At 73.7% G+C, this 11,862-nt stretch carries 8 protein-coding genes and 1 pseudogene; 6 read left to right on the top strand and 3 right to left on the bottom strand.

Annotated elements, in window-relative coordinates:
• Both AA75_RS25120 and AA75_RS25115 read left to right on the top strand, forming a co-directional pair.
• Positions 1 to 693 (top strand): N-acetylmuramoyl-L-alanine amidase (locus AA75_RS25120; RefSeq protein ID WP_033822497.1); only part of this gene is annotated, 693 nt, incomplete at its 5' end.
• A gap of 226 nt (positions 694 to 919) precedes the next feature.
• Positions 920 to 1,888, top strand: a complete 969-nt coding sequence (locus tag AA75_RS25115) for a DUF5336 domain-containing protein (RefSeq protein WP_033822496.1) — start codon at positions 920 to 922, stop codon at positions 1,886 to 1,888.
• Between the two features lie 80 nt (positions 1,889 to 1,968).
• Here the strand turns inward: AA75_RS25115 and AA75_RS25110 are convergent, their stop codons facing one another.
• From AA75_RS25110 to AA75_RS25100, 3 genes are all read right to left on the bottom strand, one after another.
• Complete coding sequence (locus tag AA75_RS25110; protein WP_233289180.1) at positions 1,969 to 3,027, bottom strand: prenyltransferase; 1,059 nt, start codon at positions 3,025 to 3,027, stop codon at positions 1,969 to 1,971.
• Positions 3,024 to 3,758 carry a class I SAM-dependent methyltransferase gene (locus AA75_RS25105; RefSeq protein WP_033822495.1) on the bottom strand — a complete coding sequence of 245 codons (735 nt, stop codon included), beginning with the start codon at positions 3,756 to 3,758 and terminating at the stop codon, positions 3,024 to 3,026. Before AA75_RS25105 ends, AA75_RS25110 begins: the two co-directional genes overlap by 4 nt.
• Before the next feature lie 65 nt (positions 3,759 to 3,823).
• A complete protein-coding gene (locus tag AA75_RS25100) occupies positions 3,824 to 5,137 on the bottom strand; it encodes a glycosyltransferase family 4 protein (protein ID WP_033822494.1) in 1,314 nt (437 codons plus the stop codon).
• A 202-nt stretch (positions 5,138 to 5,339) separates the two neighbouring features.
• Here AA75_RS25100 and AA75_RS25095 point away from each other — a divergent pair, with 202 nt between their 5' ends.
• The 4 genes and pseudogenes from AA75_RS25095 to AA75_RS52375 all read left to right on the top strand — a co-directional run.
• Positions 5,340 to 5,933 (top strand): TetR family transcriptional regulator, encoded by a 594-nt coding sequence (locus AA75_RS25095; RefSeq protein WP_033822493.1) that lies wholly within the window; start codon positions 5,340 to 5,342, stop codon positions 5,931 to 5,933.
• A 175-nt stretch (positions 5,934 to 6,108) separates the two neighbouring features.
• Positions 6,109 to 9,762, top strand: a complete 3,654-nt coding sequence (locus tag AA75_RS25090) for an RICIN domain-containing protein (protein ID WP_149038360.1) — start codon at positions 6,109 to 6,111, stop codon at positions 9,760 to 9,762.
• Positions 9,763 to 10,083: 321 nt separating this feature from the next.
• Entirely contained in the window at positions 10,084 to 11,595 is a 1,512-nt protein-coding gene (locus tag AA75_RS25085) for a prenyltransferase/squalene oxidase repeat-containing protein (protein WP_063794435.1), read from the top strand.
• Positions 11,592 to 11,862: pseudogene (locus AA75_RS52375) on the top strand (hypothetical protein); the annotation flags it as partial. The gene AA75_RS25085 and the pseudogene AA75_RS52375, both read left to right, overlap by 4 nt.

Here is an 11,862-nt window from a genome sequence, read left to right as displayed (position 1 = left end):
GCCGCGGCGGGCGGCGCGACCCCGCTGGCCGGCCGGACGGTGCTGCTCGACCCGGGCCACAACACCGGCAACGCCAAGTACACCACCGAGATCAACCGCCAGGTGGACATCGGCAACGCGCGCAAGGAGTGCGACACCACCGGCACCTCGACCAACAACGGCTACAGCGAGGCCGAGTACACCCTGGACGTGGCCCGCCGGGCCCGGCAGATCCTCCAGGACCGCGGCGCCAAGGTGGTCTTCACCCAGGACGGCGACCGCCCGTGGGGACCGTGCATCGACGAGCGCGCCGGGATCGGCAACGCGGCCAAGGCCGACGTGGCGCTGTCGGTGCACGGCGACGGCGCGCCGGCCTCGGCCGGCGGATTCCACGTGATCATGCCGGGCAAGGTGACCGCCGGGAAGGCCGACACCTCGGCGATCGTCGAGCCTTCGCACCGGCTCGGCGTGCTGCTGCGGGACACCTTCAAGGCGGCCACCGGCGAGCCGTTCGCCGACTACATCGGCAAGCAGGGGCTGGACACCCGGACCGACCTCGGCGGCCTGAACCTGTCCACGGTCCCGAAGGTGTTCATCGAGTGCGGCAACATGCGCAACGCGGGCGACGCCGGCCGGATGACCGATCCGCAGTGGCGGCAGCGCGCGGCCCAGGGCATCGCGGACGCGCTGACCACCTACCTGACCACCTCCTGAGCCGCTCCGGGCCGCCCCCGGACCGGTCTCCGGCGGCCCCGGGGCGGTCCTCGGCGAGGTGCCCGGAGCCGACCGTTCTGCAACGACTGCGGACCGTTCCGGGAGGGCGCTGTGCACGTCGCGGCTGCTTGGCCCTAGGCTTTTGCCCCGATCGGCCGGACCGGGCCCGCCCCGGCTCCGCCGAGTACCACCCGCCGTCCACGACACACCAACGAGGGGAACGTTAGTGAATCTGCGCGCTCTCACCAGGGGAGACGCCGCCGTCGCAGGTGCGGCTGTCCTGCTCTTCGTCTTCTCCTTCCTCCCCTTCTACGAGGCCAACACCTCGGTGGGCGGACCGTGCCGGACGAACTGCTCGTACAACGTCTGGCACAGCGGCTTCCTGTCCATCCTGGCCACGGTCTTCCTGGCCGGCGTCGCCGGTGCCGCCCTGATCCTGCTGGCCCGCTTCCAGGGTGAGGCGGCCGAGACCCGGCTGGTGGCCGGCCTCAAGCTCCGCCAGTGGGGCGTGGCGCTGTCCGTCTTCGCCGCCTGGGGCGGCCTGTGGGCGCTGTTCACCAACGGTGGCGGCTACCTCTCGGCGGCCGACACCACCCGCGGCCTGGACCCCTCGGACCTGGTCGACCACGCCTTCGGCGCCTGGCTGTCGGTGATCGTCGTGCTGGTGCTGGCCGCCGCCGCGGTCGCGGGCCCGCTGGTGCCCGCACTGCAGGCGCCGCTGCTGACCGACAAGCCCGCCGCCGTCCCGCAGCAGCAGGGCTACGCGCCCTACACCCCGGGCCAGCCCGTCCAGGGCGGCCAGGGCGGCCAGTTCAACGCCCCCCAGGGCGGCCAGTACGGCTACCCGGGCACCCCGGCGGGCCAGGGCGACCCGGCGGCCCAGCCGGGCGGCTACGCCGCCGCCCCGCCGGCCGGCGGCTACGGCTACCCGGCCGCCGCGGTGCCACAGGACGCGGTCCAGGTCCCGGCGCCCGCCCCGGCGGCCGCGGCCGCGCCGTTCACCCCGTTCTGGTTCGCGGTGCCGGCGCTGCGTCAGCTGACCCCGCGTGACAACCCGGCCGGCCCGCCGGTCGGCGACCTCGTCCCGGGCACCTGGTACCTGGCCGTCGAGCAGCGCGGCAGCGCGCTGGTCGCCCAGCTCCAGGACGGCACCCACGGCCTGCTCAACGACACCACGGGCATCCAGCGCGGCTGACCCGCGCCGGGTGCGACGACAGCGGGGGCGGTACCGGTCGCGACCGGTACCGCCCCCGTCGTCGTGCGGGTCGCCGCTGCTCAGCAGCAGTCGTTGACCACCAGCCCGCTGGGCAGCTGCTCGCCGCCGAAGACCGCGACCGTGGCGGGGTCGCCGCCGAGCGCGGCGACGGCCAGCAGCAGCGCGCCGGCGGTCCAGGTGGTGCGCTCCTCGGGCCAGATGGCGTCGTCCTCGAAGACGTAGCCGGTCCAGTACGAGCCGTCGGTGTGGCGCAGGTGCTGGATCCAGCGCAGGATCTCCACCGCCCGGTCGGACTGGCCGCAGGCCCACAGCGCGAGGGCCAGCTCCGCGCTCTCGCCGCCGGTCACCCAGGGGCGGTCGCTGACGCAGCGCACGCCGAGGCCGGGGACCACGAAGCGGTCCCAGTCGCGGGCTATCCGCTCGGCGGCGGCGGCGCCGCGCAGGGCGGTGCCGAGCACCGGGTAGTACCAGTCCATCGAGTAGCGGTCCTTGTCGAGGAACCGCTCCGGGTGGTGGGCGATCGCGTGCCGCAGCCGGCCGGCCGCCAACTCCCAGTCGGGCTGGGGCTCTTCGAGGTAGTCGGCGATGGCCAGGCCGCAGCGCAGGGCGTGCAGGATGCTGGCGGAGCCGGTGAGCAGCGCCTCCTTGACGGGGGTGCCGTCCTCGTCGAGGCGCCAGGCGATCGGGCCGTCCGGCAGCCGCAGGCCCACCGTGAAGTCCAGGGCGCGGCGGACGGCCGGCCAGATCCACTCCAGGAAGGCGTCGTCGCCGGTGCTGAGGTGGTGGTGCCAGACCCCGACCGCGATGTACGCGCAGAAGTTGGTCTCCTTCGAGGCGTTGGTCACCTCGCCGTCGGTGTACGCGGCGTACCAGGAGCCGTCGGCGTTCTGGCGGCCGGCCAGCCAGCGGTAGGCGGCCTCGGCGGCGGCGTGCTCGCCGGCCGTGTCGAGGGCCATCGCGGCCTCGGTGTGGTCCCACGGGTCGAGGTGGCCGCCGCGGAACCACGGGATGGCGCCGTCGCCGTCCTGGTCCGCCAGGATGGAGCGGACGGTGGCGGCGGCCCGGTCCGCGTCCAGCACCCCGTCGAGGAGCAGCACCTCGGGGACGGCGGCGGTCACTTGCCCGCCAGGTGGGGCTTGGAGGCGTACACCACGAAGCTCTTGCCGATCACCGGGTTGAGGGCCTTCTCGGCGGCCTTGGTGAGGGTGCTGATCACCGGGGTGCCGACGATGTCCCAGACCAGCAGCTGGTGGTAGGCCTTGACCGGGAGCGCCTTGTCGTTGTTGACGCCCATCGCGCACTTGATCCACCAGTACGGGGAGTGCAGCGCGTGCGCGTGGTGGCTGCCGTACGGGGTGAGGCCGGCCTCGCGGACCCTCTCCACCAGCTCGTCGCCCTTGTAGATCCGGATGTGGCCGCCCTCGACCTCGTGGTACTCGTCGGACAGCGCCCAGCAGATCTTCTCCGGCAGCCAGCGCGGCACGGTCACGGCCAGCAGGCCGCCGGGCTTGAGCACCCGGACCATCTCGGCGAGCACGCCCTTGTCGTCCGGGATGTGCTCCATCACCTCGGAGATGATCACCTTGTCGAAGGTGTCGTCCTCGAAGGGCAGGGCCAGCGCGTCGCCCTCCATCGCCACGGCGGAGGCGCCGGCCGGGGCCTCGCCGGCCAGCTCCATGGCGGCGAACCACTTGCGGACCTCGGCGATCTCCTCGCTGTTGCGGTCCAGGGCGACCACGTTCGCGCCGCGCCGGTAGGCCTCGAACGCGTGCCGGCCGCCGCCGCAGCCCAGATCGAGCACCCGGTCGCCGGGGGCGAGCGGAAAGCGGGAGAAATCGACGGTCAGCACTGCGGGGCTCCCATTCGTTGCTGCGGTACTGCTGAGGGTTGAGGGTCCGGCGGGCCGGGGGACGGTCAGACGTAGCGCCAGCCGGCGCCGGCCCTGGCCCGGCGCCCCGCGCCGGTGGCGATGGCCGCCCGGTAGCGCTCGACGGTCAGTTCGGCGGCCCGCTCCCAGCTGAAGCCGGCCAGCACCCGGGCCCGGCCGGCCTCGCCGAGCGCGGCGCGCAGCGCGGGGTCGTCGAGCAGCCGGCCGAGGGCGGCGGCGAGCGCGCCGGCGTCGCCCGGCGGGACCGCCAGGCAGGTCTCGCCGTCCGGGCCGGCCACCTCGGGGATCGCACCGCCGGTGGTGGCGACCAGCGGGGTGGCGGTGGCCATCGCCTCGGCGGCGGGCAGCGAGAAGCCCTCGTACAGCGACGGCACGCAGGCCACCTCGGCGGAGCGGTACAGGTCGACCAGTTCCTGGTCGGTCAGCCCGGTGCGGAACTCGATGTGCGCCTCCAGGCCGAACCGGCGGACCGCCTCGGCGACCGGACCGTCCTCGGCCCGGCGCTTGCCGACCACCACGAGGTGGGCGTCGCGCTCGGTGCGCAGCTTGGCCAGCGCCTCGACCAGGTAGACCAGCCCCTTGAGCGGGACGTCCGCGCTGGAGGTGGTGACGATCCGTCCGGGGACCACCTCGACGGCCCCGGACGGGGACCACAGCCGGGTGTCGGCGCCGATCGGGACCACCGAGACGGCGCGCGGTGCGGCGCCGAGGTGCTCGGTGATCTCGGCCTTGGAGCTGGCGGAGACGGTGATGATGTGGTCGAGGCGGGCCGCGACCCGGCGCTGCATCCGGGTGAAGGCGTACCAGCGGCGCAGCGAGAGCCGGCGCAGCCGGGTGGCGGCGGCGTCCAGTTCGAGCCGGCGGTCCACGGTGACCGGGTGGTGCACGGTGGTGACCAGCGGGAAGCCGTGCCGGGCGAGGCCGAGCAGGCCGTAGCCGAGGGTCTGGTTGTCGTGGACGATGTCGTAGCGGCCCTTGTGCCGGGCCAGGTACTGCCGGGCCCGCAGCGAGAAGGTGAGCGGCTCGGGGAAGCCGCCGGTGCGCATCCCGGCGACCTCCAGCACGTCCACCGCGCCGCGGTACTCGGCCAGCGCGGGGGTGCGGAACGGGTCGTCGGACCGGTACAGGTCGAGGCTGGGCAGCTCCACCAGGCGGACGCTGCCCGGTCCCTCGACCTCGTCCAGGACGGGGTACGGCTGGGCGCCGATCACGTCGACGTGGTGGCCGAGGCGGGCGAGCTCGCGGGAGAGGTGGCGGACGTAGACGCCCTGGCCGCCGCAGAACGGGTCACCGCGGTAGGACAGCAGGGCGATCCGCAGCGGTCGCGGCAGCGCGGTCATCCTGGCCCCTTATCCCTACTCACCGCAGTGGGCACGGCCGGTAAAGTAGATCACGTTTCATGGTGGTGTGGAGCTCGCTGTTGGGCGGGTGAACAACGAGAGACCTCGAAGATACCGGCCCGTAGCTTCCCGTTCTGAGCCAGGGCAGGTGATTCACGCCACGCTGGGACCCGACATCGCGACCAGCCGTCCGGGGGCTTCCTTGACCACCACGACCGCGGCCCGCGCCGCGCTGACCCCGCGCCAGGCCGAGCGGCGCCGCGGCATCCTGCGGGCGGCCACCGCGCTGGCCGCCCGGGGCGGCTACGAGGCGGTCCAGATGCGCGAGGTCGCCGAGGGCGCGCAGGTGGCGCTGGGCACCCTGTACCGGTACTTCCCCTCCAAGGTGCACCTGCTGGTCGCGGTGGCGCGGGAGCAGCTGGAGCAGCTGCACGGGCAGGTCCGGCGCCGGCCGCCGGCCGGGGCGGATCCGGCCGGCCGGGTCGCCGAGGCGCTGACCACCGCGTTCCAGGTGCTGCAGCGCGAACCGCGGCTGGCCGAGGCGATGGTGCGGGCCCTGTCGTTCGCCGACCGCTCGGTCAGCCACGAGGTGGACGAGGTGTCGCGGCTGACCTCGGCGATCGTGCTGGAGGCCGCGGCCCTGCCCGGCCCGCCGGGCGCGGAGCAGCAGGCGGCGCTGCGGGTGATCGGCCACACCTGGCACGCGACCTTGATCGGCTGGCTGTCGGGCCGCTCGTCGCTGGCCGAGGTCCGGGCCGACCTGCACTCCGCGGCCCGCCTCCTGACCGCCCACTGACAAGGCGTTTCGCCAATATCCACCCTAATCCTCAACCCGTTTGACGTGGGGGGGACTCGCCCACCATCGTTCCCCCTCGAACGCTCGCGCCTTGGGGGCGAGCACGAGCATGTGGGGGAGCGTCAGAAGAATGCTGAGATCCATATCGACGTCCGGTGAACAGGCGTCACCGGGTATGAACAACAGGGGAATGGCGCGGTTGGCGACGATGGTCGTGGCCGGCGCCCTGGGCTTCGGGTCGCTCACCGTCCCGGCCCTCGCGGCGACCGGAACGCCGTCGCCCGCGGCCGGCGACAAGCCCGTCCTGACGGCCACTCAGCAGGCCGTCGTGGACGCGCAGGCCAAGGCGAAGTCGACCGGGCAGACCGTGGTCGTCGATGCGCTCACGACCGAGACCTCGAAAACGCTGGTCAATCCTGACGGCACTTTGAGCACGACCGACAACGCCGCGCCGGTCCGCACCAAGCGCGACGGGAACTGGGCCGAACTCGACCCGGCCCTGCACAAGAACGCCGACGGCAGCCTGAGCCCGGCAGTCAGCACCAACGCGCTGACCGTCTCCGGGGGCGGCGAGGGCCCGCTGGCCACCATCACCACGCCCGACGGCAAGTCGTTCGCGATCAGCGCGCCGTTCAAGCTGCCGAAGCCGACCTGGCAGGGCTCGACGGCGACCTACGCCTCGGTGCTGCCCGACGTCGACCTCCAGCTCACCGCGCTGCCGGACGGCGGCTGGCGGGACGTCATCGTGGTGCGTACGGCGGCGGCCGCCGCCGACCCGAAGCTGAAGCAGCTGCGCTTCCCGGTCAAGGCGACCGGCCTGAGCGTGTCCACCGACGAGTCGGGCAGCATCGCGCTGAAGGACTCCTCCGGCCAGACCCGGCTGCACGCGCCGACGCCGCTGCAGTGGGACTCCGCGCTCCCCGCGCCGGTCGCCACCGGGTCCTCCTCCGCCGGCAAGAACCGCAGCCTGCTGGCCGCGCCGAAGAGCGCCGCCGCCCCGGCCGCGGCCGCCTCGGCCGCCGCCTCCGACGCGGACGGCCCGGGCGCCGGGGCGACCGCCGCCGCGATGGGCATCACCGCCGACAGCACCGCGCTGACCCTCACGCCGGACTCGGCCACCTTCGGCAAGGGCACCGGCCCCTGGTACCTCGACCCGACCGTCAGCGCCGACAGCCCGGCGGTCCAGTCGATCCAGGTGCAGGAGTACCACCCCGACACCAAGTACGCCGACAAGGTGACCGACCTCGGCGTCGGCTACTGCGGTTACAGCGACTGCACCGGCCAGGGCCGCGAGCGCGCCTACTACGGCATCGGCATCAACTCGGCGATCTGGAACCAGCCGGGCGGCGCGCCCGAGCGCCCGACCATCTACAAGGCCACGTTCTACGCGGACGTGACCGGCGCCTCCAGCCCGGGCACCAGCACCCCGCTCGGCCTGTACTGGGCCGGCCAGATCAACGGCGACACCACCTGGCGCAACCAGCCGTGCAACGGCGGCGGCACCTTCGGCGGCTGCAGCAAGATCGGCAACTCGTACTGGATCACCGGTACCGGCCCGATCAACTTCGACGTCACCTGGCACATGCAACAGGCCGCCGCGAACAAGGACGCCCGGTGGACCTTCGGCATCGCCCCCGATGACGAGAACAACAAGTACTACCGCAAGCACATCAAGAACAACCCGCACATCGTCACCGACTACGACATGAAGCCGAGCGTCTGGTGGCCCCGGACCAGCCCGGCTCCCGGGTTCGCGAGCAACAACTCGCACAACGAGTGCCAGACCCCCGGCGGCGCCTACGCCTGGTACAACCCGGGCTGGGTCGGCGCCAACCAGAACCTCACGCTGACCGCCAGCAGCTGGTCGCCGACCAACATGCCGCTGGTCACCAAGTTCCGCGTCTGGGACGACCAGAACACCGGCTGGGGCCTGCTGCGTGACAGCGCCTCGGGCGGCGGCTACAACGACGCCCAGAGCATCAGCGTCAACAACGGCGAGCTGACCGACGGCCACCAGTACGGCTGGCTGGCCAACTCCACCGACGGCGGCCTGACCTCACCCGACTCCGCCTGGTGCTACTTCCGGGTCGACAAGACCGCCCCGACCGTCAGCATCGGTTCGACCGACTTCCCGCCGTCCGGCACGCCGAACGACAACCCGGCGAAGTTCAGCACCGACCAGGGCACCTTCACCGTGGGCGGGGACGACCCGGTCCCGGCCGGCGGCGCCGCCTCGGGCATCGCCTGCATCCGCTGGAGCACCAGCTCCACCCCGGTGACCGGCTGGAACTGCAACACCTACGAGAACACCAACGAGGGCGTCACCACCAACGGGAGCTTCCACTACACCCCGGGCCTGTGGGGCACCAACATCCTGTACGTCCAGTCCCAGGACAACGCCGGCAACTACAGCCAGCCGGCCCCGTACAGCTTCTACGCCCCGTGGAAGCCGGGCTCCATGCCGGTGCTCGGTGACGTCAACGGCGACGCCAAGCCGGACATCGTGCTCCCGGACGCCAACGGCAACCTGCGTCTGGTCCGCCCGACCCTGGACCCGTCCACGGCGGCGCCGATCGTCGGCCCGAACGCGGCCTCGCCGACCAGCACCTGGGCCGGCGTCCAGGTCAGCCACCGCGCCACCCTGATCGGGGGCGGCAAGGCCGTCGACGACCTGATCGTCCACGCGACCGGTGACAGCAACCTGTACCTTTACCCGAACGACGGCCACGGCAACTTCAACCCGCGGTCGCCGATCCTCAAGGTCAACCTCTGCCAGGACGCCGACGGCGCGACCATCACCTGCCCCGCCGGTTACGGCGGTACCAGCTGGGCCAACGCCACCCAGGTCGTCTCCATCGGCGGCGTCGAGGGCGAGAACCTGACCGACCCGCAGGACCCGACCAAGAAGCTGGCCGCCCGCAGCTCGCTGCTCACCGTGATCGACGGCAAGCTCTGGCTGTTCCCGCACGGCGAGACCGCCGGCCGGGCGCTCTCCCGCAAGGGCGGCGCCGAGCTGTCCACCAAGGACTGGAGCAAGTGGCAGCTGATCAACCCGGGTCCGGCCAACGGTCCGACCATGGTCGGCGGCAAGCCGGTCTACCAGGCCACCCTGTGGGCCCGGAACACCGACACCGGTGACGTCCGCGCCTACGCCATCGGCAAGAAGGCGGACGGCACCGAGGACTACTCCTCGATGCTCGACCCGGACACCGGCTACCTGATCCTCACGGGCAGCGGCACCAACGGGACCGCCTACCCGCAGATCGGCTCGTCCGGCGACATCACCGGTGACGGCTTCGCCGACCTGTGGACCGTCGACACCAACGGCACCATCGGCATCTGGAAGGGCGTCAACCACTCCGCGGTCGCCGAGCGGGTCGACGGCTTCAACAACCCGACCAACATCGGCGCGCTGAACGCCAGCGTCTCGGTGCACTCGGCCATCGCCGGCAACATCTGCCTCGACGCGGAGGGCGGCCCGAACCCGGGCGCCGCCATCGCCGTCTACAACTGCTGGAACGGCATCAACCAGCACTTCCAGTTCGCCTCCGACGGCACCATCCGGGCCGGCGCGAACTGCGTCGGCGCCCTCAACAACGGCACCGGGAGGAACACCAACCTGGCGGTCGCCCCCTGCTCGGCCGACCAGCCCGGCCAGAAGTGGGCCGTCAACGGCAACGGCCGGATCCTGAACGTGGCGTCCAACCTCTGCGTGGACCTGCCGGGCGCCAACACCACCACCCCGGGCCTGCGAGTGATCCTCTGGGACTGCGGGGGCCTCGGCCCCAGCAACCAGGCCTGGACCATGACGCCCAACAGCACCACCTGATCCACCCTCACCCCGGGAGCCCCGCTCCGGCCGTTCACCCGGCCGGAGCGGGGCTCCCGCCATGTGCGACCGAGGCCACACCGTGTTGGCACGGGAGCCGTCCGCCGGGCCGTTAGAGTCGGGGCACGACAACTCCATCCGCCTCCCACCAGGGCAAAGGCCGTACCGACGCGGTACCGGCCGAGCCGCCGTCGGCCCGTCAGGGCCCACCGGCGGGCCCGAAGGGGGCAAGCGCCCCGGCGGCACCCCCGTCCGGCTCCGCCCGGGTCCGGGCGGCCCGGCCGGGCTGCCGCCACCGCCCACCGAAAGGCTCCACCCCCCATGCCGACCGCCGCCCGTCCGGTCACCGCCGCCGTGGCCGCCCTGCTGCTCGCCGGCCTCACCGCCGCGCCCGCACTGGCCGACACGCCGTCACCCTCGTCCGCCCCGGTGGCCGTGCCGGCCGGGCTGTACGGCAAGGGGGACCCGACCTACGACGGTGTCTGGCGCCAGTCGCTGGCCCTGCTCGCCCTCGCCGACGACCAGGTCGTGCCGGCCGACTCGGCGGTCTCCTGGCTCACCGGCCAGCAGTGCGCGGACGGCGGCTGGCCGTCGTACCGGGCCGACCCGGCCGCCGCCTGCGACCCGGCCACCGAGGACAGCAACGCCACCGCCGTCGCCGTCCAGGCGCTGGTGCGGCTCGGCGGCCACCAGGACGCCGTCTCCAAGGGCACCCAGTGGCTCAAGGCCGTCCAGAACGCGGACGGCACCTGGGCCTACAACCCGGGTACCCCGGGCGACGCCAACTCCACCGCGCTGGCGGTCAACGCGCTGGTCGCGACCGGCACCGACCCGGCCGGCACCGCCAAGGCCGGCAAGAGCGCCTACGACGGCCTCGCCGCGTTCCAGCTGGGCTGCGCCGCGCCCGCCGACCAGCGCGGCGCCTTCGCCTACCAGCCCGCCCCCGACGGCTCGCTCGCCCCGAACACGCTCGCCTCCGCCCAGGCCGCCCTGGCGGCCGCGGGCGGCAGCCTCCCGGTACCGCCGCCCACCGGGACCGGCACCTCCCCCTCCCCCACGGCCCCCGCCTGCCCGGCCGGTTCCACCGCGGCGACCGTGCCGCACGCGGACGCGGCCGAGGCCGTCTCCGCGTACCTGACGGCCCAGCTGTCCGCGGGCGGCGACCACCTGGTGCAGAACACCCCCGGTGCCACCCCCGGCCCCGACTTCACCGCCACCTCCTGGGCCGTGCTCGGCCTGGTCCGGGCGGGCCATCCCGACCAGGCCGCCCCGGCCGCCAACTGGCTGGTCAAGAACGGCTACCCGTGGGCCGCCCAGGGCAAGGACGGCACCGACGCCGCGGCCGCCGCCACCCTGCTGCTGGCGGCGCACGCCGCCAAGGTCGACCCGTACGACTTCGACGGCCACAACCTGGTCCAGCTGCTGATCGACGCCGGGCCGGCCCCGCAGTCCGTACCGGCCGCCACCAAGGCGCCGGGGGCGACCATCCCGAAGACCGACCCCGGGCTGTCGACCGGCTGGCTGATCGGGGTCGGCCTGCTGATCGGCGTCGGCGGCGGCCTGCTGATCAGCCTCAGCCGCCGCCGCGGCGCCCGGCACCTGAGCACCCACCACCACCCCGAGCACCCCCACCCCGCGGAGCCGGCCACCTCCGGGCCGGCGCCGGCCGCGCAGCCGTCCACCGAGCAGACGTCCGCCGGGCAGGCGCCGACCGGGCAGCCGTCCGCCGGGCAGGCCGAGCCGCCGCAGACCCCGGCGGAGCAGCCGCAGAGCGAGCAGCCGCAGGCCGACGCCCAGCGCCCCGAGGACGACAAGGGCGACGGGCCCAAGTGACCGGAGCCGTACGCCGGACGGCGGCGGGCCGCCCCGCCGCCGTCCTCGCCGGGCTGCTCGCCCTCACCGTCCTGCTCGGCCTGGCGGCCGCCCCCGCCGAGGCGGCCGGGTACCGCTACTGGTCGTTCTGGAAGTGGTCCGGCGACGCCTGGGTGTACCAGCAGCAGGGCCCCACCACGTACGTCCCGCCGGACGGCGGCGTCGACGGCTGGCGGTTCGCCGACAGCCCGGACGGCGGCCGGCAGGCCGCGAAGCCCAACGGCGCCG

Origin of the sequence: Kitasatospora sp. MBT63, assembly GCF_000710465.2 — a bacterium.
Classification (GTDB): Bacteria; Actinomycetota; Actinomycetes; order Streptomycetales; family Streptomycetaceae; genus Kitasatospora.
This window is presented reverse-complemented; position numbering and strand designations above follow the sequence as displayed.

Coding starts and splice junctions, on each gene's coding strand:
- AA75_RS25100 (WP_033822494.1), bottom strand. CDS start 5,137: ATGACCGCGCTGCCGCGACCGCTGCGGATCGCCCTGCTGTCCTACCGC.
- AA75_RS25090 (WP_149038360.1), top strand. CDS start 6,109: ATGAACAACAGGGGAATGGCGCGGTTGGCGACGATGGTCGTGGCCGGC.
- AA75_RS25085 (WP_063794435.1), top strand. CDS start 10,084: ATGCCGACCGCCGCCCGTCCGGTCACCGCCGCCGTGGCCGCCCTGCTG.